A 22,224-nucleotide genomic window follows, 5' to 3' on the forward strand; every position below is an offset into this window, starting at 1 on the left:
TTCACGGGGTGACGATCGCGAAGTCGGGGTCGGGTTCGTCGAGGACGGATGTCAGGGTTTGTACGACACCGGCGTCGCCGGTGAGCTCGGCGCCCTCCAGGCCCTTGCCCGCCAGGAGATCGAGCAGCTGCGGCTTGGTGAGGGTGAGGGAGACGTCCGCGGGACGGTCCGCGGGCTGTCCGTCGAGGCGGGCGTGGGTCAGCGCGCCATTGCGCAAGGTCATCCGGTAGCGCTCGCCCAGGTCGGTGAAGTGCCAGTCCAGGGTGAGGTGGTGGTCCCATGCCTTCGGCCCGTCGACCCGGATCGCGACCGAGTCGAAGAGCTGCTCCACGGTGAGGGCGGCGAGCATCGCGCCGGCGCCGAGCTCGGTGTGCTGGACGCCGCCGCGGAGCTCCTGGGCGCCGACGAGATAGCAGTTGCGCCAGGTCGCGCACTCCGCGCCGTACGCGAGCCGCTCGAAGACCTGCGCCTGCAGCTCCTTCGCGTCGGTGCTGCCGGGGTCGGCGAAGACGGCGTGCCGGAGCAGCTGGGCGGCGAAGCGCAGGTCGCCGGCGTCGGCGTAGTCGCGGGCCTTGGCCACCATGGCGTCGACGCCGCCCATGCAGTCGGCGTAGCGCTTGGCGGTCTCGGTGGGCGGGTGCTCCCAGAGCGAGGCCGGGTGGCCGTCGTACCAGCCGAGATAACGCTGGTAGACCGCCTTGACGTTGTGGCTGACGGAGCCGTAATAGCCGTGCGTGTGCCAGACCTTGTCGAGGCCGGGCGGGAGCTCGACGATCTCGGCGATCTCGGGTCCGGTGCAGCCCTGGTTGGCGAGCCGCAGCGTCTGGTCGTGGAGGTACGCGTAGAGGTCGCGCTGCTCGGCGAGGAAGGTGCGCCACCGCTCGGCGCCCCAGGTGGGCCAGTGGTGCGAGGCGAAGACCACGTCGGCCTTGCCGTCGGCGAGCTGGATGGACTCGTTGAGGTAGCGCGACCAGACCCGGGCGTCGCGGACCAGGGCGCCGCGGAGGGTCAGGATGTTGTGCAGGTTGTGGCAGGCGTTCTCGGCCATGCACAGCGCCCGCCGGCCGGGGATGAGGAAGTTCATCTCCGACGGGGCCTCGGTGCCGGGCGTCAGCTGGAAGACGAGGCGGACGCCGTCCACGGTCTCCTCCTGCCCGGTGTGCGTGATGTCCAGGGTGGCGGGGAGGAGGCCTGGGGTGCCGGTGGAGGCGGTGAAGCCGAGGCCCATGCCGACGAGGCCGGTCGGGCCGCGGTCGAGGTTCATGCCGCCGTAATAGAAGCCGCGGCGGAGCATGGCGGTGCCGGCGTAGACGTTCTCGGCGACGGACTCCTGGAGGTAGTGCTCGGGGGCGAGGATGGGGACTTCGCCCTCATCGTCGGAGAGCACGCCGCGGATGCCGCCGAAGTGGTCGATGTGCGAGTGCGTGATGATCACGCCCGTGACCGGCTTGTCGCCGCGCTGTGAGCGGTAGAGGGCCAGCGCGGCGGCCGCGTTCTCCTGCGAGATCAGCGGGTCCACGACGATGACGCCGCGGTCGCCCTCGATCAGCGACATGTTGGACAGGTCGTAGCCGCGGACCTGGTAGACGCCCTCGGTGACCTCGTAGAGCCCGGCGCGGGCCACCAGCTGGGACTGCCGCCACAGGCTGGGGTTGACCGTGTCGGGGCAGTCGCCGTCGAGGAAGGCGGTGTCGTCGAAGTCCCAGGCGACGCGGCCGTCCTCGGTGGTGATCTGCCGTTCCAGCGGCCCGGCGAGGAAGCCGCGGTCGGCGTCCTCGAAGTCCGTACGGTCCGTCAGGTCGGCAGCCGTCACGAGCACTTGAGGTCGGAGGCGGCGTCCCGGAGCTCCTGGCCGAGGCGCTGCGCCTCGGGCCGCAGGGCGCTGATTATCTCGCGGACGGAGGCGCCGTCGGGGAGGTCGTCGTAGGCCTTCCGGAGGTCGTCGGCGGCCTTCTCCAGGCTCTCGCGCGCGTTGCCGTCAAGCTCGCCGAGGTCGTCCCTGACGTCCTCCCAGTCGTCCTGCACGTCGTCGTAGGCGTCCCTGGCGTCCGACTTGCTGGAGTACGTGTCGAGGTCCGACAGCGCGGTGCTGTCCTTGCGGAGCTCGGACATGCTGTCGCACAGGTCGTCCTTGGCGTCGGCGTAGGTCCAGCCGGACAGCAGCAGGGTCGTGGCGAGGCAGACGGCACCGGTGGTGAGGGGACGCTTCATGAGGGTTTCCTCTCCGAAGCGGCCGGCGTATCCGGCCGCTTGCACCAGGGTCGGATCGGCGGGTGATGGCGGCCATTTAGGTAGGCCATGCGGGTGATGGTGACGTCCCCGGTGCGGCCGCCCCTTTCCGTTACTGTTCGGGGCGAATCGCATCAGAAGGGACCAGCCCGCCATGCCCCAGCCACCGCCCCTTCCGCTGCCCCCGGGAGCCCGCTCGGCGGCCGCGTGGAGCGCGGTCGTGCTGCTGGTCGGCGGCGTGGCGGCGCTGGTCATCGCGCTGGGCGTGGTGCTGCACGCCGTCGTCGTGCCGGTGCTGCTCGCCCTGCTGGTCACGGCGCTGCTCGAACCGTTCGACCGGCTGCTGCTCAGGTTCGGCCTGCCGGCCGCGGCCGCCGCCGGGCTGACCTCGGCGGTGCTGGTCGTCGTCGTGGGCGGCGCGGTGTGGGTGCTGGTGACGCTGCTGTCCGACGCCTCCGGGGACATCGCCGACGCGCTCGGGCAGGCGGCGGCGCGGGTCAAGGGCGACGGGCCCGTGGCCACGGTGGTGCACGGCGCCGCGGACGGCCTCAGCGACCTGGGCAAGCACGCGAAGGGCGCGGTCGCCAAGGGGGTGCTGTCAGGCCTCGGCCTCGCCGCGCAGCTCGTGGCCGGCGCGGTGCTCACCCTCACCCTCGCCTTCTTCATGCTCCGCGACCGCGGCCGCGGGGTGGCCGCGGTGCGGACCCTCGCGCCCGACCGGCACGGCGACCTCGTCGTACGGATGGCCCGGCAGGCGTACGGGGCGATCGGCGCCTTCATGCGCGGCACCACGGTCATCGCCGCCATCGACGCGGCCTTCATCGCCGTGGGGCTCCTGTTGCTGGGGGTGCCGAATGCGCTGGCGCTGGGCGCCTTGGTGTTCATCGGGGCGTACGTGCCGTACGTCGGCGCCTTCCTGACGGGCACGGTCGCCGTGCTGGTCGCCTTCGCCGACGGCGGGCTCGGCAAGGCCCTTGCCGCCCTCGGCGTGGTGCTCGCCGTGCAGGTCATCGAGGGCAGCGTGCTCCAGCCGACGGTCCAGAGCCGCGCCGTCGCGATGCATCCCGCCCTTGTCATGCTGGCGATCACGGCAGGCGCCACCCTCGGCGGCCTGCTCGGCACGCTGCTGTCGGTGCCGCTCGCCGCGGCCGCGTTCGCCGTACTCGCGGAGCTGCGCGCGGCCGGCGGGGTCAGATCTCCACGGGGAACGACGCCAGGAGGATCACCGCGACCAGCAGCGCCACCACCGTGAGCCCGTAGAGCACCAGGCGGCTGGTCCCCTTGCGGGCCCGGCCGGTGAGCGCGGCGAAGAAAAGCACCAGCGCCAGCAGCACGGCGGTGAGGACGTAGTTGTCGGAGCGCTGGTTCGCCTGCCGCGCGGTCGCCGACTTCTGCTCGGCCTCCTTCAGGAGCCGGTCCGCCTCGGTCCCGGCGGCGAGCTTGTACTCGGGCATGGCGAACGGGGTGGGCGGGGCGTTCTTGGTGAGCAGCGGCTTGGTGTCCAGCCAGGCCCGTACCGCCGGCTTGAACTCGTCGCGGAACCGGTTGAAGAGGATCCCGGACAGCACCTTGGTATCGGGCCGGTAGTTGCCCTTCGGCATCTTCGACGGGTCGGCGCGGACATCGTCCTGCACCGCGGCCAGCCAGTCGGTGAAGGTGACGACGTCCACCGTGGTCTGCTGGCCCGCCTGCGTGGACTTGCGGGTGGATTCGGTACGGGCCGCCCCGGCCTCGGCGTACGAATTCGCCTGCACGCCGCTCCACTTGGCGCTCTGGAACCCCGCCCAGGCCGTGCCGACCGCCGCCAGCGCGATGATCGCCGTCAGCAGCAGCTCCGGCCAGCCCTCAAGAGGGCTGCCACTCTCCTTGGCGCCCTCTTCGGCAGGTTCACTCATCTCCCCAGGCTCCGACCCCGGGGGCGGGTCGGCCATCGGCATGGGCCATTCGGGTGACGCGGCGAGACGCGGCGATTACGCGCCGGATTGAGCAAGCGGTTACCCCTGCCGGTAAGCGGAATATTCGCCTCAACTACCCAATCAACACAAGACTTTTCGCCAGGCGCCCTTGTGTGCCATTTGCTTGACGGCAATACTCGGTGCCTTGTCAGGGACACGGCGTTGCCCCCCATAGGCGCGGCGTTTCCCGAGCGTCAAAGAGCCTGAGGAGGCCCTGAGTTGAGGCTCAAGCAAGTAACCCCCCACATTGCCATCGCATCCGCTTTGGCGGCAGCCGCCATCTTCGTGCTGCCGAACGCACAGGCAGCACCCAGCGTTGCCCAAAAGGCAGCTGAGGCCGGGTCTGCGGTCAAGGCCGCGGACATAGGCGGTACCGCCTGGGGCAAGACCAAGCAAGGCAAGCTTCTGGTCACCGTCGACAAGTCGGTGACGGGCAAGGAGCTCGCAAAGATCAAGAAGGCCACCGCCGACTTCGGCGAGGCCGTCGAGATCAACCGCACCGAAGGCACCTTCCGCAAGTACGTCGCGGCCGGCGACGCCATCTACGGCGGCGGGTCGCGCTGCTCCCTCGGCTTCAACGCCGAGAAGGACGGCAAGAAGTACTTCATCACCGCAGGTCACTGCGGTGAGCCGGGGACGGAGTGGACCGCCGACCAGGGCGGCTCGCAGAAGCTCGGCCCCACCACCGACTCCAGCTTCCCGGACAATGACTACTCCCTCGTCGAGGTCACCGGCGACGTCGAGCAGACCGGCGGCTTCACCCCGGCCGACGCCACGGTCGGCCAGAAGGTGACCCGCACCGGCTCGACCACGGGCACCCACGACGGCACGGTCAAGGCCCTCGACGCCACGGTCAACTACGGCAACGGCGACGTCGTCAACGGTCTGATCCAGACCGACGTGTGCGCCGAGCCCGGCGACTCCGGCGGCCCGCTCTACGAAGGCGACAAGGCCCTCGGCCTGACGTCCGGCGGCAGCGGCGACTGCACCTCCGGCGGCGAAACCTTCTTCCAGCCGGTTCCGGAGGCGGTCGAGGCGTACGGCGTGAAGCTGCTCTGACCGCGGCACCCTGAACGACTCCGCGAGCCCCCGGCCGATCGCGACGGCCGGGGGTTTCGCATCTGCGACGTATTACGCGCGGGTACGGACCACTTACCCGCGGGCACGGACCACGGTCACCGGCACCCCCAGATCCCGGATCCGCCGCAGCGTCGCCGGCGGCACCCCGTCATCCACGAGCACCGCGTCGAAGTCCGTCAGCGGCGCCAGGGCGTAGATCCCGCGCCGCTCGAACTTCGTGTGGTCCACCAAAAGCACCCGCCGCGCCGCCCGCCCCATCAGCGCCCGCTTGACCTGCACCGTCTCCGGCGACTGATGGAAGCAGGTGTCCCCGGTGACCGCCGTGGTCGACATGAAGAGCACATCCGCGCCGAAGGAGCTCACCGACTCCGCGGTGTGCGGCCCGAGGAAGGCGTCGTACGCCGGGTAGTACGTGCCGCCCAGCGCCAGCAGCGTGATGCCGGGCTCGCCCGCCAGCAGCTTGATCACCGGAAGGAAGTTGGTGATCACGGTCAGCGGGCTGCGCTCGGTGAGCTGCTGGGCGAGCGCCAGGCCGGTCGTGGATTCGTCGAGCATCACCGTCTGCCCCGGGGTGAGCTGCCGCAGCGCGGCCCGGGCCAGCCGGTGCTTGACCGGGCCCATCGCCGCCATGCGCTCGCCGATGTCCCCGTGGAAGAGCAGCGAGGGCAGCGAGGAGGCGCCGCCGCGGACCTTGCGCAGCCAGCCCTGCGCCTGGAGCACGTCCAGGTCGCGGTGCACGGTCATGACGCTGACGCCGTGCTCCTCGGCGAGGTCGGCCGTACGGACGAAGCCCTCGGCCGCGACCCGCTCGCGGATGCGGAGCTGCCGGTCCGGCGGGTTATTGGCGTCCCGGCTGTTTCTCTTGGCCACGGGAGCCATTCTTACGGCCCCGCGTGAAAACGCACTGGTAGTGCCAGGTCACGAACCGCGGCTCCGCCATCAGCTCGGTGAGGCGCGCCAGCTCCTCCGCCGACGTCCCGGCCTCGCGCAGCAGCGGCCCGATCTGGGCGATGTAGTTGGCGTACAGCAGGCAGCCCGTGGTGCCGCCCCTGCTGGTCTCGGAGTGCTCGACCGCATGCAGCTCGGTCAGCCCCGCGGCGGCCATCTGCCCGTACGCCTCATGCGCCCACGTCGTGCTGAGCCCGGCCTTCGGCGCCGCGACGTGGTGCGCGCTGTGGAAGAACCGGTGCCACAGGTCGCGGTCGGCCTCGGACGGCGCCTCCAGTGCGGTGAACTCCCGCCCGCTGAAGTCCCCGAGCACCAGCCAGCCACCGGGCGCCAGCGCCCCGACCAGCATCTTCAGGATCTCCTCGCGCCGCGGCAGATGCAGCAGCACGAGCCGGGCGTGGATCAGGTCGTACGGACCGTCGCCCGCATCCGGCAGCCCGTCGTTGATGTCGTGCCGGTACGCCTCGACCCCGGGAATCGCGGCCAGGTGATCCGTGGCGAGATCCACCGCCACCGTCCGCCCCTCGGACCCCACCCGCTCGGCCAGCCACCGGGTGATGGACCCGAACCCCGCCCCCACATCCAGGCAGCGCCACCCGGGCCCCACCCCGGTCTCCTCCAGGAAGCGGGTCGTCGGCCCGTCCAGCAGGTCGGCGAGGTAGTTGACCTGCTGGGTGCCCAGCTCGCTGCCGGTGTCGTAGATGTACTCCTGCGTCATGTGTGCATCCCCCGTGCTGGTCTCAGGCCGGCTTGCGGCCGGATGTGCAGACGTACTGGTAGAACCACGCTTCGAAGCCCGGCTCCGTCATCAGCTCGCGGTAGCGGCGGAGTTCGGCGTCGGTGGCGCCGGCCTGCTTCAGCGGCGCCTCGGCCTGGAGATTGAGGTTGAGGCTGAGCAGGCAGCCGGGGGTGCCGCCGGACATGGTCTGCGAGTACTCCCGCGCCCGTACGTCGGCCAGGCCCGCGGCGGCCATCTGGCCGTATGCCTCATGCGCCCAGGCGAAGCGCATGTTGCCGAGCGGGGCGACGACCTCGTGCGAGAGGTACTGCATCCGCTCGAACAGCTCCCGGTCGGCATGGCTGGGCGCGGCGAGTACCGCGTTCTTGCGTGCGGACACGTCGCCCGTCACCAGCCAGCCGCCGGGCGCCAGTGCGGCGACGAGCTCCTTGAGGACCTCTTCCCGCCGCGGCAGATGGATCAGCAGATGCCGGGCGTGGATCAGGTCGTACGGGCCTTCGTCGGGCAGCCCGTCGTTGATGTCGTGCCGGTGCACCTCGACGCCCGGCAGTCCGTCGAGGAACTCGGTCACCAGGTCCACCGCCACCACCCGGCCCCGCGGGCCCACCCGCTCGGCCAGCCAGCGGGTGATGGACCCGCCGCCGGCCCCGAGGTCGAGGCAGCGCCACCCTGCCTCGACGCCGGTCTCCTGCAGGCACTGCACTGTGGGCGGGTCGCAGATCGCCGACATGTGGTCCATGTGGCCGGCGCCGTGCTCGGAAGCTGTGTCGAAGAGGTATTCCTTGGCCATGCGTGATCCCCCCGGCCGCGGTCGTGGCAATTCCCGCATGGTTACGAGCCGTTTGCCGGGTGCGCAATGGTTTGCTCGGCGGTGCAAACGGAACCCGTGCTTCAGCCTTTCGGCACGTCCCGTACCGCCCCACCCGGCGGCGGCTCCGCCGCGTCCTGTCCGCGGCACTGCAGCGGCGGCGCGCCGACCGCGCAGTGGTGCTTGGCCGGCGGGGTGGGGGCGGGCTCCGCCGACGGGGTGCGGAGCACGTCATCGCTGATGGTGAACCAGGACAGCAGGGCGCCCGCGCCGAGCAGCACCGCGCAGATCACCACCGCGACCCGGAAACCGTCGCCGAAGGCCGCCGGGTTGCGGTAGTCCTCCCCGGACAGCCCCGCCGCCAGCGGCAGCGCCGCCACCGCGAGCAGGCCGGCCGCCCGCGCCACCGCGTTGTTGACGCCCGAGGCCAGGCCCGCGTGCCGGTCGTCCGCGGCACCCAGGACCGTAGCCGTGAGCGGCGCCACGGCCGTAGCAAGGCCCAGCCCGAAGACGCTGACCGCGGGCAGCACATCGAGCGGATACGAGGCGTCCTCCCCGATCCGCAGCATCAGCAGCAGCCCGCACGCCGAGATCGCCGGGCCGAGCGTCATCGGCAGCCGCGGCCCGATGCGCTCGGCCAGCTTCCCGGACCGCTCCGACAGCAGCAGCATGATGATGGTGACGGGCAGCAGCGCAGACCCCGCGGCCAGCGGCGAGAAGCCCGCCGTCACCTGCAGATGCAGCACCAGCAGGAAGAACACGCCGCCGATCGCCGCGTACACGGCGAAGGTCACGATGTTGGCCGCGGTGAACTGCCGGGACGCGAAGATCGAGGGCGGCAGCATCGGATGCGTACTACGCCGCTCCACGATCACAAACGCCGCCAGCGCAGCCGCCCCCACCACCGCGCTCACCGCCACCACCGCCGGGCCCGTACCGGATTCGGACGCCGCGATCAGGGAGTATGTGAGGCCGGCGAGGGCGAGCGCGCCGAGCAGCGCGCCGGCCAGGTCGAAGCGCCCGTCCTGGCCGTCGCCCCGGCTCTCGGGCACATGCCGGGCCGCGATCAGCAGCACCGCCGCCGCCATCGGCACATTGATGAAGAACACCCACCGCCAGCTCACCGCCTCCACCAGCCAGCCGCCGAGCAGCGGCCCGAGCGCCCCGGCGATGCCGCCGAGCCCGGACCAGACGCCGATGGCGCGGGCCCGGTCCTCGGGCGCGAAGGACGCCTGGATGAGGGCGAGCGAGCCGGGCGTGAGCAGCGCGCCGCCGATGCCCTGCAGGGCGCGGGCGGCGATCAGCGCGCCGGTGTTCGGCGCCAGACCGCACAGCAGCGACGCCGCCGCGAACCACACCGTGCCGATGACGAACAACCGCCGCCGCCCGTACCGGTCGCCGAGCGAGCCGCCGAGCAGGATGAGCGCGGCGAGGGTGAGGGTGTAGCCGTTCACCGTCCACTGCAGGGCGCCGAGCGAGGCGTCGAAATCGTCGCCGATCGCGGGCAGCGCCACATTGACGACGGTGGAGTCCAGGAAGGTCATCCCGGAGCCGATGACCACGGCCGCGAGCACCCACCGGCCGGGCGCCTCGGAGAGCCGCAGGCTGCCGGGGGCTGCGGCTGCGGCGTCGGCGGGAGTCGCCATGACGGCCTCCGTTCGGAGTTGTCCACGGACGCTCGAAGACTAGCGCCGCCGGCGGCCCTGACCGGGATTGACCGGATTGACCGCGCTTGACGCGTAGGAAATTTCCTACGTATCGTACGGGCCATGGCCCAGGACACCGACCGCGTCTTCGCCGCCCTCGCCAGCCCCGTGCGCCGCGAGGTGCTGCGGCTGCTGCGCGACGGCGGGCCGCAGCCCGTGCAGCGGCTCGCCGACCGCTTCGACATGCGCAGGCCCAGCTTCTCCGAGCAGCTCAGGGTGCTCCGCGAGGCCGGTCTGGTGAGCGAGGAGCGGTCCGGCAGGCAGCGCATATACCAGCTGCGCGCCGAGCCGTTGCAGGACATCCAGGACTGGCTCGGCCCGTACGAGCGCTTCTGGCGCGGCAAGCTGCGCGCGCTGGGCGACGTCCTGGACACCCTCCCCGATGACGTACCAGAAGAGGAACGATGACCACCGACACCACCGAGCTGCACGTAGACCAGTTCTTCCCGCACCCGCCCGCCAAGGTCTGGCGCGCCCTCACCGAACCCGAGCTGATCGCCCGCTGGATGATGCCCGGCGACTTCCGCCTGGAGATCGGCCACCGCTATCGCATGCAGGCGATGCCGATGCCGGGCACGGGCTTCTCCGGCACGATCGACGCCGAAGTCCTCGGCTACGAGCCGGAGAAGAGCATCACGGTCCGCTGGCAGGACGCCGCCCCCGAGGGCAGCCCGGCGGACTTCACGATCAGCTGGCGGCTGGAGCCGGAGGGCCACGGCACGCGGCTCTTCCTCTCCCAGAGCGGCTTCGACCCGGACGACGAGATGGCGCAGCGGGCGCGGCAGATCATGGGCGGCGGCTGGACGTCGCGGGTGTTCCCGGCGCTGGAGGCGGCGCTGGCGGAGCTGCCGTAATACGCGGTGTGAAGTTAACGTCCACTTCACACGTTTGGCTTCCTGCTCTCCCCAGGTCAGGGGCGAATGCGGAGTTCAGGGCGCAGGATGGACAGCCAGGGTGAGATGTCTTCACATCGCACCCCACCCGCCGCGCGAGAGATGCCGCGGGATCGTTGACCGGACCCTCCCGCCCGGAGTTCGATCGCCCCATGTCCGTACTCTCCATCGACGTCGGCACCTCGATGATCAAGTCCGTGGTCTACGACGACCAGGGCCGCGAGATCGCCGTGGCCCGTGTCGCCACCCAGGTCCACCGGCCGCACCCGGGCTGGGCCGAGCAGGACATGGACGACGTGTGGGACGCGGTCGCGCGCACCGTCCGCGAGGCGGTGGCCGAGCTCCGTACGAAGGGCGCGGCGCCGGTGTGGCTGATCACCTTCACCGCGCAGGGCGACGGCTGCTGGCTCGTCGACTCCGCGGGCCGCCCGACGGGCCCGGCCGTGCTGTGGTCCGACGGCCGGGCAGCCGATGTCGTGGGGGAGTGGGAGCGGGGCGGCCTGCTGCAGGACGCCTTCCGCCGCAATGGCTCGCTGACCTTCGCCGGGCTGCCGAACGCGATCCTGACCTGGTTCGCCCGCCACGACCCGCAGCGCCTGGCCCGCTCCAGCGCGGCGCTGACCGCCGCGGGCTGGCTCTTCCTGCGCCTGACCGGCCAGGCGGTGATAGACGAGTCGGACGCCTCCGCCCCCTTCATCGACCACGCCACGGGCGACTACGACGAGGGCATCATCGCCCTCTTCGGCCTGGAGCCGGCCCGCCGCCTGCTGCCCCGCGTGGTCGGCGACGCACAGCGCACGGCCGAGATCACGGCTGAGGCGGCCGAGCGGCTGGGCGTCCCGGCCGGGCTCCCGGTGGTCATGGCCCCGTACGACATCGCCGCCACCGCCCGCGGCATCGGCGTGGTCAACCCCGGCCAGGCCTGCGCCATCCTGGGCACCACCCTGTGCGTCGAGGTGGTCCGCACGGCGGTCGACACGAGCGGCGAGCCGAGCGGCATCAACATCGCCTACCGGGGCCGGGAGCGCGTCCTGCGCGCCTTTCCCACCCTGTCCGGTACGGAGGTGCTGGGCTGGACCGCGGACACCCTGGGCCTGCGAGGCGCGCAGGAGTTGGTCGCGCTGGCGATGGAGGCGGAGCCGGGGGCCCGCGGCCTCGCCTTCCTGCCGTACCTCTCGCCCGCGGGGGAGCGCGCACCCTTCCTCGACCCGCGCGCCCGCGGCACCTTCTGGGGCCTGTCGCTGGAACACACCAGAGCCGACATCGCCCGCTCCGTACTGGAGGGCCTCTCCCTCGCCCTGCGCGACTCACTGACCGCCGCCCGCACCGAGATCGACGAACTCCGGCTCTGCGGCGGCGGCGCCAACAGCGACGCATGGTGCCGGCTGATCGCGGACGCCACCGGCATCCCGACGTCCCGCTCGACGGACACCGAACTGGGCGTGAAGGGCGCGTACCTGACGGGCCTGGTCCTCACCGGCGCCGAGTCGAGCATGCACCGGGCGGCGGACAGGTATGTGCGGATGGGCGGCCGCTGGGACCCGGATCCGGCCCGGACGGCGCTGTACTCCGAGCGCTATGACTCCTTCCTGACCTGGCGCGAGCTGGCCCGCGGGGCCGGCTGGCAGCCGTACCCGACCACGCACGAGAAGGACCGATGACCCCCGTAACCCTCGGCCTCGACCTGGGCACCCAGAGCGCCCGCGCCGTCGCCGTCGACGCCCAAGGCGCCGTCCTCGCGGCCGCATCCAGGCCGCTGCACAGCCGCCGCGACGGCCGCCGGCACGAGCAGGACCCGGACCAGTGGTGGACCGCCCTGGCCGAGGCCTGCCGCGAGGCGCTCACCGTCCTGGGCCCGAGGGAGGTGACCGCGCTCGCCCTGGACGGCACGTCGGGCACGATCCTGCTGGCGGACGCGCGGGGCACCCCGCTCACTCCGGGCCTGATGTACGACGACGGCCGCGCCGCCACCGAGGCCACCCGCGCCAACGAAGCGGCGGCCGAGGTCTTCGAACGGCTCGGCTACCGCAGCATGCAGCCATCCTGGGCCCTGCCCAAGCTGCTGTGGCTGCTGGAGCACGCCTCGGCCGCCCGCACACAGGGCGCGAGGCTGCTGCATCAGGTCGATCTGATCACCTGGCGGCTGGCGGGCCACCAGCTGCCGACGGACGCCAGCCATGCGCTCAAGACGGGCTACGACCTGATCGAGGAGCGCTGGCCGGAGAAGGAGTTCGAGGCGCTGGACGTCCCCGGGACGCTGCTGCCGGAGGTGGTACGCCCCGGCACGGTGCTCGGGACGGTGGGCGCCGAGGCGGCCCGTATCACCGGCGTCCCCGAGGGCGTGGCGATCGTCGCGGGCATGACGGACGGCTGCGCCGCGCAGATCGGCGCGGGCGCGCTGACCCCCGGCGCCTGGAACTCGGTCCTCGGCACGACGCTGGTGCTGAAGGGCGCGAGCCCGCATCTCGTACGGGACCCGGCAGGCGTCGTGTACTGCCACCGCGGCCCGGGCGGCAGGTGGCTGCCGGGGGGCGCGTCGAGCAGCGGGGCGGGGGTGATCAGCAGGGAGTTCCCGGACGCGGACCTGGTGGCGCTGACGGAGGCGGCGGCGCGCGTCCGTACGAACCACGACGCCCTCGCCTACCCCCTCGTCGGCACGGGCGGCGAGCGCTTCCCTTTCCGCGCCCCGACGGCCGAGCCCTTCATGCTCGGCGATCCCGCCGGAGAGGCGGAGCGCTTCCACGCCCACCTCCTGGGCGTCGCCTGCCTGGAACGCCTCTGCTTCGACTACCTGGACCACCTGGGCGCCCCGGTGAACGGCCCCCTCACCCTCACGGGCGGCGGCGCCCGCAACGCGTACTGGAACCAGCTCCGCGCCGACGTCCTGGGCCGCCCGGTGCGGCTCCCGGCCTCGGCGGAGGCGGCCGTAGGCATGGCGGTCCTGGCCGCGACGCATGACGGCACCCAGTTGGAGGAGGCGGCCGCCGCGCGCGTACGCATCCGCCAGGAGCTGACCCCCGATCCCACCCGCACCACCCGCTTCGTCCCCGCGTACCTGGCGCTCGTGGACGAGCTGAACCACCGGGGCTGGCTGGCCACAGACGTGGCCGGCCACGCCCGGCGAAAGGCCCAGCAGTGACCGACTTCATCCTGGTCCGCCACGGCGAAACCATCTGGCACGCGGAGAACCGCTACGCCGGCCGCACCGACGTCGCCCTCACCGACCGCGGCCACGCCCAGGCAGCAGACCTCGCCCACTGGGCGGGCACCGAGGCGATCGACGCGGTGGTGAGCTCACCGCTGTCCCGCGCCCGGCTCACCGCGGAGCCGGCGGCCCGCGCCCTCGGACTGCGGCCGCGTATCGAGGAGCGCCTGCTGGAGGTGGACTTCGGCCGCGGCGACGGCCTCACCCGCGCGGAGATGAGCAAGACCTTCCCCGAGCAGCTGACCGCCTTCCTCGACGACCCGGTGGCGAACCACCTCCCCGGCGGCGAAGACCCGGCCACAGCCGCCACCCGGGGCGCCGCCGCACTGACCGACCTCGCGAGGGAGCTGCCCGACGGCCGGATCCTGGTGGTCGCCCACTCCACGCTGATCAGGCTGGTCCTCTGCCGCCTGCTGGCCATCCCCCTGGACTCGTACCGCCGCGTCTTCCCCGAACTCCACAACGGCGCCCGCACGGAGCTGCGCCTCCGCGCAGACCGCACGGACCGCAGCGGCCGGGCAGCCGCCCTGCTCACCCTGAACGCCCCCTGCACGCCACCCGTCCTCACCCCGCGATGACCGCCACGCCGCCCGCCCCCGCCACCCCGAAGGACCCCGCCATGCCCACCCGCATCCTCGCCGCCGGCGACCACTTCGTCCTCCCGCGCCTGTTCACGGAGGAGGTGGTCCGAGCCACCGGCGACGAAGTCGACGTCCGCGAACTGCAGCTCCCCTGGCCCCACACCCCCTTCGGCCCGGTCGCCGAGGTCAACGAGGCGTCCGGCACCGAGGATCAGATGATCGAAGCCCTCCAGGGCGCCCGCATCGGCGTCACCCACCTCGCCCCGCTCACCGAGCGCATCCTCGAGAACTGCCCCGACCTCGAGCTCTTCTGCATCAGCCGCGGCGGCCCGGTCAACGCCAACCTCGAAGCCGCCACCCGCCACGGCGTAGCCGTCACCTACGCCCCCGGCCGCAACGCCACCGCCACCGCCGAACACACCCTCGCGCTGATCCTCGCCGCCGCCCGCGGCGTGGCCGACGTCCACACCGACCTCAAGCGCGGCATCTGGCGCGGCGACTACTTCGACTACGACCGCTGCGGCATCGAGATCGAGGGCTCGACCGTCGGCCTCGTCGGATACGGAGCCGTGGGCAGCCGCGTGGCAAAGGTCCTGGCGGCCATGGGCGCGACGATCCTCGTCCACGACCCGTACGCCGACCCGGCCGCCCTCGCCTCAGCAGGTGCTGAGCAGGTGTCGCTGGACGAGCTGCTGTCCCGCTCCCGGATCGTCTCCCTCCACGCCCGCGTCACCGATGAAACCCGCGGCATGATCGGCCGCAAGGAGCTGGCGCTCATGCCGAAGGGCTCCGTCCTCGTCAACTGCGCCCGCGGCTCCCTCATGGATTACGCCGCCGCGCAGGAGGCCCTCGCCACCGGCCACCTCCGTGCCGCCGGCTTCGACGTCTTCGACGAGGAGCCCCCCGCCGCGGACTCCCCCCTCCTCGCCACCCCCGGCGTGGTCCTCACCCCGCACATCGCCGGCGGCAGCCGCGAGGTGGCCCACAAGGCGGCGCGCATCGTCGCAGGTGAGGTGGGCCGTTTCCTGCGCGGCGAGCCGCTGGCGCACTGCGCGAACCCGGAGGCTCTCGTTTCGTAGTTCAACAAAATGTGTGGTCCAGAACACCATGGTCAGCGCTGACGCAACGCGCGTAGAGTTTTTGCCATGACCAAAGCAGCCGCCCCCGCGAACGAGGCTCCCGCGGAGGAGACCGTAGAAAGCCGCGGGATCGAACCCGTCCCGGATCGCGAGCGCCGCGGCCGCGTCCGCGAGCTCTTCCCGACCTGGGTCGCCGCCAACATCAGCGTCCTGCTGCTGACCATGGGCGCCTCCCTGGTGATCGCGAACGGGCTGAACTTCTGGCAGGTCCTGGCCGTCGCCGCGATCGCGTCCGTCGTCTCGTACGGGATGGTCGGCGTGCTGTCGGTCTCCGGCAAGTGGGGCGGCGCGCCCGGCGCGATGCTCTCCAGGGCGGCCTTCGGCGTCCGCGGCAACTACTTCCCCGGCATGATCCTGTGGGTCGCCCGCTTCGGCTGGGAGACGATCAACGCGGTCAGCGGCGCCTACGCCGTACTGACCGTGCTGAAGCTGCTCTTCGACATCGAGTCCAACAACGTGCTGATCGTGATCACGCTGCTGGCCTTCGTCGCCGCCACGTACCTGCTCTCCGGCCTCGGCCGGAAGTGGCTGAACATCTGCAACAAGTACGCCACCTACGTCTTCAGCGCCTTCAGCCTCCTCGTCCTCGCCTACCTCATCGCCGAGATGGACTGGAGCAAGATCTTCTCGCAGAGCCCGGGCAGCGCGGCCCTCATGGTCGCCGGCATCGGCACCATCGCCGCCGGCGGCATCAGCTGGGTCCCCACCGGCCCGGACTTCGCCCGCTACCTGCCGCACTCCGCCCGCGGCGGCCGCATCGTGGGCACGACCATCGGCGGCGCCGCCCTGGTCCTCGTCCCCATGGTGGTCATGGGCGGCGTCATGGCCGTCTCGCACCCCGAGCTGGCCAACCAGAACACCGACCCGATGTCCTTCCTCGGCGACACCCTGCCGATGTGGCTGGCGATCCCGTACCTCCTCACCGCCCTGCTCGGCATGGTGATGATCAACAGCCTGTCGATGTACTCGGCCGGCTTCACCGCGCAGACCATGGGCGTGAAGCTGCCGCGCGCGCTGGCGGTGAGCATCAATGCTGCGATCAGCCTGGTCGGCGGCCTGTTCATGATGCTGGTGGCGAAGGACTTCGTCGGGCAGTTCATCACCTTCCTGACCCTCCTCGCGGTCTCGTTCTCGGCCTGGATCGGCGTGTACGGGATCGACATGCTGCGCCGCCGCAAGAAGCCCGTCCGCTACGACGGCGACAGTCTGCTGAACATCAGCCCGAGCAGCCGGTACTGGTACAAGGGCGGCTTCTGCTGGCAGGCGCTCACGGCGTGGGCCGTGGCGCTCGCGGTGGGCCTCGCGCTGACGAAGGTCAGCTGGTTCACGGGCCCGCTCGCGACCACCTGGCTGGGCGAGCACGGGCTCGGCTGGGCCTGCACGATCGTGGTCGCCGCGGTGGTCTTCGCCGTACTGCCGACGCCGCGCGAGAACGAGCCGGAGGCGCCCGCAGGCGCCCTCGCGGACCGGGAGCCCGCCCAGGTCTGAGGCGAGCAAGCCCTCACGCCCCACCGGCGCCCGCCGGTGGGGCGTTTCCGTATCCCACGCCACACCCCTTTGGGATACCAAAACTATTGACCCCCACCCATGTAAGCCCGTAGCGTCCCCGTCACCCCTCCTCGGAAGACAGATTTCGGATACCGGAATCACATCAGGAAGGTGGTCGACGATGACCACAGCGCAGGATTCGGCGCGTACGACGGCCGACGGGGCGCCGCAGCCGCAGCCCAGCCCCCGCCTCTACAGCCCCGACCTCGCCCCGACCAAGAAGGCCGGCCGTAACTGGAGCGGCTACAACGTCTTCACGCTGTGGGCCAACGACGTGCACAGCCTCGGCAACTACGCCTTCGCCATCGGCCTCTTCGCCCTCGGCATGGGCGTCTGGGACATCCTGGCGGCCTTCGTCCTCGCCTCCGTCTTCCTCTTCGCGCTGCTCAGCCTCTCCGGCTACATGGGCTCGAAGACCGGCGTGCCCTTCCCGGTGATGAGCCGCATCGCCTTCGGCGTCCGCGGCGCCCAGATACCCGCGGTCATCCGCGGCGGCGTCGCGATCGCCTGGTTCGGCATCCAGACCTACCTGGCCGCGCAGGTCCTCTCCGCGCTGCTGGTGGACCTCGCGCCGTCCCTCGCCTCCTGGCAGGACACCTCCATCCTCGGCCTCAACGGCCTCGGCTGGGTGTCCTTCATCGCGCTGTGGATCGTGCAGGTGCTGATCGTTTCGTACGGCATGGACGTGATCCGCAAGTACGTCGCCATCGCCGCGCCCGCCGTCCTGATCACCTTCGTGGCCCTCGCCGTCTGGATGCTCTCCCGCGCCGACTGGTCGATCGCGATGGACGCGGGCGACCCGTACACCGGCGGCGCCCGCATCGTGCACATCCTCGAGGCCGCCGCGCTGTGGGTCGTCATCTACGGCACCTTCGTGCTGAACTTCTGCGACTTCACCCGGTCCGCGAAGAGCAACCGGTCGATCCTGATGGGCAACCTCATCGGCATCCCGGTGAACATGCTCTTCTTCGCGGTCATCGTGGTCGCGCTCTCCGGCGCCCAGTTCAAGCTCGACGGCAAGGTGATCACCGACCCGGCCGACATCGTGCAGCAGATCCCGAACACGCCGCTGCTGGCCCTGGCTTCCTTCGCCCTCATCCTCCTGACCATCGCGGTCAACCTGATGGCGAACTTCGTGGCGCCGGTCTACTCGCTGGTCAACCTCTTCCCGAAGAAGCTGGACTTCAGGAAGGCCGCGGTCGTCAGCGCCGTCATCGGCCTGATCATCCTCCCCTGGAACCTCTACAACAGCCCGGTCGTCGTCGACTACTTCCTCGGCGGCCTCGGCGCCCTCCTCGGCCCGGCCTTCGGCATCGTGATGGCCGACTACTGGCTGCTGCGCAAGACCAAGGTGCACGTCCCCGACCTGTACAGCGAGGACGCGTCGGCGTCGTACGCGTACAAGAAGGGCGTGAACCCGCGCGCGGTCGGCGCGCTCGCGCCCGCCGCGTCCATCGCCGTCGTCATCGCCCTCGTCCCGTACTTCAAGGACATGGCGGGCTTCTCCTGGTTCATCGGCGCCATCCTCGCCGGGGTGCTCTACCTGGTCCTGCCGGGCCGGAGCACGACCGCCGCCGAGGACGTGGACGGCGAGCACATCGCCGTGCCGAGCGTGAAGTCCGCCCACTGACTACGAACAACAACGAAACAGGTACTCCTGCAATGCGCATCCTCGTCGTCAACGTCAACACCACCGAGTCGATGACGAAGACCATCGGCGAACAGGCGCGGGCCACCGCCTCGCCCGGCACCGAGATCATCCCGCTCACCCCGGCCTTCGGCGCCGACTCGGTCGAGGGCAACTACGAGAGCCACCTGGCCGCGATCGCGGTGATGGAGACGGTGCGGGCGTACCCGGGCCCGTACGACGCGGTGATCCAGGCGGGCTACGGCGAACACGGCCGCGAGGGCCTGCAGGAGCTCCTCGACGTCCCAGTCGTCGACATCACCGAGGCGGCCGCCTCCACAGCACAATTCCTCGGCCGCAGCTACTCGGTGGTGACGACCCTCGATCGGGCCGTCCCCCTGATCGAGGACCGCCTGGCGCTGGCGGGGCTGGCCGACCGGTGCGCGTCCGTACGGGCGAGCGGGCTGCCCGTCCTGGAGCTCGAACGCGACCCAGCCGCCGCGGTCGAGGCCATCGCCGAGGAGGCGGCGCGCGCCGTGCAGCAGGACCGCGCCGAGGTCATCTGCCTCGGCTGCGGCGGCATGTCAGGCCTCACCGAGACGGTCGTCGACCGCACCGGCGTCCCCGTCGTGGACGGGGTCGCCGCCGCGGTCACGATCGCGGAGTCCCTGGTCAGGATGGGCCTGACGACCTCGAAGGTACGGACGTACGCCCCGCCGCGGCCGAAGCACTTCGCGGCCTGGCCGCCGGCAGGGCTGGCCCTCTAAAATTTTCGAATAATTTCCGGATGCTTTGACGCCACAAGCTAGGAATCCCGGGCTAGTTGGTCAAGGCTTGTTGCCGATCTGTCCGTAAACAGGTCTTCTAACCCGTCGAGTTCCGAAAATTTTCAGGCGTAGCTCCGAAAATTCTTCTGCGGAGACTCTTGACGAGGCATCGTCAAAGCCCCAATCATCCGTGCCTGAGAAACCGCCATAGTTCGACATATCGAACCGGAGGCTCAGCCATGCGCTCGTATGCCCTTCACAGACCCCTGCTGTTATCGCTCGTCGTCGGCGTCCTCGCCGCGGTCTCCGCACTGGTCGCGCCGCCCCCCGCACACGCCGCCGAGAGCACGCTCGGCGCCGCGGCGGCGCAGAGCGGGCGCTACTTCGGTACCGCCATCGCCTCGGGCAAGCTGGGTGACTCGGCGTACACGTCGATCGCGAATCGCGAGTTCAACTCGGTGACCGCCGAGAACGAGATGAAGATCGACGCCACCGAGCCCCAGCGGGGGCAGTTCAACTTCACGGCCGGCGACCGCGTCTACAACTGGGCGGTGCAGAACGGCAAGAAGGTGCGCGGCCACACCCTGGCCTGGCACTCCCAGCAGCCGGGCTGGATGCAGAGCCTCAGCGGCAGCGACCTGCGGCAGGCGATGATCGGGCACATCAACGGCGTGATGGGCCACTACAAGGGCAAGATCGACCAATGGGACGTCGTGAACGAGGCGTTCGCCGACGGCAGTTCGGGAGCCCGCCGCGACTCCAACCTGCAGCGCACCGGCAACGACTGGATCGAGGTCGCCTTCCGCACCGCCCGCGCCGCCGACCCGGCCGCCAAGCTCTGCTACAACGACTACAACGTCGAGAACTGGAACTGGGCAAAGACCCAGGCCATGTACAACATGGTCAAGGACTTCAAGCAGCGCGGCGTGCCGATCGACTGCGTCGGCTTCCAGGCGCACTTCAACGACGGCAGCCCGTACGACAGCAACTTCCGCACCACCCTGCAGAACTTCGCCGCCCTCGGCGTCGACGTGGCCATCACCGAACTCGACATCCAGCGGGCCCCGGCCTCGACGTACGCCGCCGTGACCAACGACTGCCTGGCCGTCGCGCGCTGCCTCGGCATCACCGTCTGGGGGGTGCGCGACTCCGACTCCTGGCGGGCCGAGCAGACGCCGCTGCTGTTCAACGGCGACGGCAGCAAGAAGGCCGCCTACACCGCCGTCCTCAACGCGCTCAACGGCGGCTCCACCACGCCGCCCGGGGACTCCGGACAGATCAAGGGCGTCGCTTCAGGACGCTGTCTGGACGTGCCCAACGCCAGTACCACCGACGGCACCCAGCTCCAGCTGTGGGACTGCCACAGCGGCACCAACCAGCAGTGGTCGCCCACCGCCGCCGGCGAGCTCAGGGTCTACGGCAACAAGTGCCTTGACGCCGCCGGTACGGGCAACGGCGTCAAGGTCCAGATCTACAGCTGCTGGGGCGGCGACAACCAGAAATGGCGCCTCAACTCGGACGGATCCATCGTCGGCGTCCAGTCCGGCCGCTGCCTGGACGCCACCGGCACCGCCAACGGCGCCAAACTCCAGATCTACGCCTGCTCGAACAGCAGCAACCAGCGCTGGACCCGCACCTGACTCACACGGGCCGCCGGGGTTGTAGTCAATTAGTGGGATTGACGCGGTGATACGCGGTGCGCTCTCCTCTCTGAAAGCCCTCAGCGGGGGCTGGGGGAGTTACGCAACGGGGGGAAGAACCGTGTTCAGAACCATGCGAGGGGCGTCCGTCGGCATGCTCGCGGCCGCGCTGGCCGTGACGCTGTCCGTGACCGAGGCGTCGGCGGCGCCGCTGCCGCAGACCGAGCGGATCACGCTGTCGTCGACGGGCGCCCAGCTCCATCAGTCGACCAGCGTCGACGAGCTCAGCGCCGGCGGCCGCTATGCCGTCTTCAGCTCGGAGGACGCCCAGGTGGTCCCGGGCGACACGAACGGCACGTCCGATGTGTTCGTACGGGACCTGCGCCGTGGCACCGTCGAGCGCGTGAGCGTGGCCTCGGACGGGGCGCAGGTGAACGGCGAGAGCCGCTACGCGCAGATCAGCGCCGACGGCCGGTACGTCGCCTTCATGTCGGCAGCCACGAACCTCACCGACTGGCCGGCCCCGCCCGAGCACGCCCGGGACGTCTACGTCCATGACCGGAAGACCGGCCGCACCGAGCGGGTCAGCGCCGCCCCTGACGGCGGCTCAGCGGGGGTCCTCGAGAACGTGGAGATGTCCGCCGACGGCCGGTACATCGCGTACGACGGCAAGGGTCTGGCCTACGTCGCCGACCGCCGCACCGGCGAGGTCAAGAAGATCAGCGACCACATCCCCGCGGACTGGTACGTCTCAGGGATCACACTCAGCGCCGACGGCAGCCACCTCGCCTACGTGCAGCGGCACCCGCGCGGCGGCCGCCACGAGCTGTGGCTCGCGGATCTCCGCACCGGCGAGCAGAAGCTGGTGAACGCCACACCTTCCGGGGAGCCCACCAACGGCAGCCCGGCGGGCGTCTCGCTCTCCGCGGACGGCAGCCTCGTCTCGTACTCCTCCTTCGACGAGCAGACCGTCCCGGAGGCGCCCACGTACACCTGGGAGCTCTACCTCTTCGACAGCCGCACGGGGAAGACCCGTTGGGTCACCCACGAGGGCAAGGGCGGTCTCGGGGGCGGCGTCCTCAGCGCCGACGGCGGCCGGCTGGCGTACCAGACCGAGACCGAGGCGGGGAACAACGTGCACGTCCGCGACCTGGCGACGGGCCGTACCCAGCTCGTCACCCGCACCCTCGCGGGCGGACCGCAGGCCGAGGGCTATGCGGCCCCCGTCGCGTTCACCCGCGACGGGAGCCGGGTCGCCTTCTTCTCGACCGCGCCGGACCTGGTAACCGGGGACACCAACGGCGTCGGGGACGGCTTCCTGCTCAGGCTCGGTTAGTGAATGCCCCCAAGAAGCTCGGC

The 22,224-nt window shown here is 71.0% G+C and carries 20 protein-coding genes; 13 read left to right on the forward strand and 7 right to left on the reverse strand.

Annotated elements, in window-relative coordinates; translation table 11 throughout:
* Position 1 precedes the first annotated feature (1 nt).
* Complete coding sequence (locus ACNNMR_RS26285; RefSeq protein WP_419997142.1) at positions 2–1,813, reverse strand: alkyl/aryl-sulfatase; 1,812 nt, start codon at positions 1,811–1,813, stop codon at positions 2–4.
* A complete protein-coding gene (locus ACNNMR_RS26290; RefSeq protein WP_419997143.1) occupies positions 1,810–2,211 on the reverse strand; it encodes a hypothetical protein in 402 nt (133 codons plus the stop codon). Before ACNNMR_RS26290 ends, ACNNMR_RS26285 begins: the two co-directional genes overlap by 4 nt.
* A 172-nt stretch (positions 2,212–2,383) precedes the next feature.
* On the opposite strand from ACNNMR_RS26290, the gene ACNNMR_RS26295 reads away from it, so the two are divergent.
* Positions 2,384–3,481: an AI-2E family transporter gene (locus ACNNMR_RS26295; protein WP_419997144.1), complete on the forward strand. Its 1,098-nt coding sequence runs from the start codon at positions 2,384–2,386 to the stop codon at positions 3,479–3,481.
* On the opposite strand, the gene ACNNMR_RS26300 is transcribed toward ACNNMR_RS26295, so the two are convergent.
* Complete coding sequence (locus tag ACNNMR_RS26300) at positions 3,420–4,124, reverse strand: hypothetical protein (protein WP_419997145.1); 705 nt, start codon at positions 4,122–4,124, stop codon at positions 3,420–3,422. The two genes, ACNNMR_RS26295 and ACNNMR_RS26300, sit on opposite strands and share 62 nt — an antisense overlap.
* A 279-nt stretch (positions 4,125–4,403) precedes the next feature.
* Between ACNNMR_RS26300 and ACNNMR_RS26305 the strand changes: the two genes are divergently transcribed.
* Positions 4,404–5,243 carry a S1 family peptidase gene (locus tag ACNNMR_RS26305; RefSeq protein ID WP_419997146.1) on the forward strand — a complete coding sequence of 280 codons (840 nt, stop codon included), beginning with the start codon at positions 4,404–4,406 and terminating at the stop codon, positions 5,241–5,243.
* A gap of 93 nt (positions 5,244–5,336) precedes the next feature.
* Here the strand turns inward: ACNNMR_RS26305 and ACNNMR_RS26310 are convergent, their stop codons facing one another.
* The 4 genes from ACNNMR_RS26310 to ACNNMR_RS26325 all read right to left on the reverse strand — a co-directional run bounded on the left by ACNNMR_RS26310 (position 5,337) and on the right by ACNNMR_RS26325 (position 9,405).
* Positions 5,337–6,143 carry a DeoR/GlpR family DNA-binding transcription regulator gene (locus ACNNMR_RS26310; RefSeq protein WP_419997147.1) on the reverse strand — a complete coding sequence of 269 codons (807 nt, stop codon included), beginning with the start codon at positions 6,141–6,143 and terminating at the stop codon, positions 5,337–5,339.
* Complete coding sequence (locus ACNNMR_RS26315; RefSeq protein WP_419997148.1) at positions 6,103–6,930, reverse strand: class I SAM-dependent methyltransferase; 828 nt, start codon at positions 6,928–6,930, stop codon at positions 6,103–6,105. The genes ACNNMR_RS26310 and ACNNMR_RS26315 overlap by 41 nt, the downstream gene beginning before the upstream one ends.
* 22 nt (positions 6,931–6,952) lie before the next feature.
* Entirely contained in the window at positions 6,953–7,741 is a 789-nt protein-coding gene (locus tag ACNNMR_RS26320; RefSeq protein ID WP_419997149.1) for a class I SAM-dependent methyltransferase, read from the reverse strand.
* A 101-nt stretch (positions 7,742–7,842) separates the two neighbouring features.
* Positions 7,843–9,405, reverse strand: a complete 1,563-nt coding sequence (locus tag ACNNMR_RS26325; protein WP_419997150.1) for an MFS transporter — start codon at positions 9,403–9,405, stop codon at positions 7,843–7,845.
* Between the two features lie 123 nt (positions 9,406–9,528).
* Between ACNNMR_RS26325 and ACNNMR_RS26330 the strand changes: the two genes are divergently transcribed.
* The 11 genes from ACNNMR_RS26330 (at position 9,529) to ACNNMR_RS26380 (ending at position 22,201) form a co-directional block, all read left to right on the forward strand.
* Entirely contained in the window at positions 9,529–9,873 is a 345-nt protein-coding gene (locus ACNNMR_RS26330; RefSeq protein WP_419997151.1) for an ArsR/SmtB family transcription factor, read from the forward strand.
* Entirely contained in the window at positions 9,870–10,319 is a 450-nt protein-coding gene (locus ACNNMR_RS26335) for an SRPBCC family protein (protein WP_419997152.1), read from the forward strand. The genes ACNNMR_RS26330 and ACNNMR_RS26335 overlap by 4 nt, the downstream gene beginning before the upstream one ends.
* A gap of 191 nt (positions 10,320–10,510) precedes the next feature.
* Positions 10,511–12,019, forward strand: a complete 1,509-nt coding sequence (locus tag ACNNMR_RS26340) for an FGGY family carbohydrate kinase (protein WP_419997153.1) — start codon at positions 10,511–10,513, stop codon at positions 12,017–12,019.
* A complete protein-coding gene (locus tag ACNNMR_RS26345; RefSeq protein ID WP_419997154.1) occupies positions 12,016–13,497 on the forward strand; it encodes an FGGY-family carbohydrate kinase in 1,482 nt (493 codons plus the stop codon). The genes ACNNMR_RS26340 and ACNNMR_RS26345 overlap by 4 nt, the downstream gene beginning before the upstream one ends.
* On the forward strand, positions 13,494–14,141 hold the full coding sequence (locus tag ACNNMR_RS26350; protein ID WP_419997155.1) for a histidine phosphatase family protein: 648 nt from the start codon (positions 13,494–13,496) through the stop codon (positions 14,139–14,141). The genes ACNNMR_RS26345 and ACNNMR_RS26350 overlap by 4 nt, the downstream gene beginning before the upstream one ends.
* 41 nt (positions 14,142–14,182) lie before the next feature.
* Positions 14,183–15,223 carry a 2-hydroxyacid dehydrogenase gene (locus ACNNMR_RS26355; RefSeq protein ID WP_419997156.1) on the forward strand — a complete coding sequence of 347 codons (1,041 nt, stop codon included), beginning with the start codon at positions 14,183–14,185 and terminating at the stop codon, positions 15,221–15,223.
* A 66-nt stretch (positions 15,224–15,289) separates the two neighbouring features.
* The gene (locus tag ACNNMR_RS26360; RefSeq protein WP_419997157.1) at positions 15,290–16,771 is read left to right on the forward strand and encodes a purine-cytosine permease family protein; all 1,482 of its coding nucleotides are present in this window, start codon (positions 15,290–15,292) and stop codon (positions 16,769–16,771) included.
* A 181-nt stretch (positions 16,772–16,952) separates the two neighbouring features.
* Positions 16,953–18,461 (forward strand): NCS1 family nucleobase:cation symporter-1, encoded by a 1,509-nt coding sequence (locus ACNNMR_RS26365; protein WP_419997158.1) that lies wholly within the window; start codon positions 16,953–16,955, stop codon positions 18,459–18,461.
* 32 nt (positions 18,462–18,493) lie between these two features.
* The gene (locus tag ACNNMR_RS26370; RefSeq protein ID WP_419997159.1) at positions 18,494–19,225 is read left to right on the forward strand and encodes an aspartate/glutamate racemase family protein; all 732 of its coding nucleotides are present in this window, start codon (positions 18,494–18,496) and stop codon (positions 19,223–19,225) included.
* 239 nt (positions 19,226–19,464) lie between these two features.
* The gene (locus ACNNMR_RS26375; RefSeq protein ID WP_419997160.1) at positions 19,465–20,865 is read left to right on the forward strand and encodes an endo-1,4-beta-xylanase; all 1,401 of its coding nucleotides are present in this window, start codon (positions 19,465–19,467) and stop codon (positions 20,863–20,865) included.
* Positions 20,866–20,986: 121 nt separating this feature from the next.
* A complete protein-coding gene (locus ACNNMR_RS26380) occupies positions 20,987–22,201 on the forward strand; it encodes a TolB family protein (RefSeq protein ID WP_419997161.1) in 1,215 nt (404 codons plus the stop codon).
* Positions 22,202–22,224 lie beyond the last annotated feature (23 nt).

The organism is Streptomyces boninensis (assembly GCF_048572725.1).
Classification (GTDB): domain Bacteria; phylum Actinomycetota; class Actinomycetes; order Streptomycetales; family Streptomycetaceae; genus Streptomyces; species Streptomyces boninensis.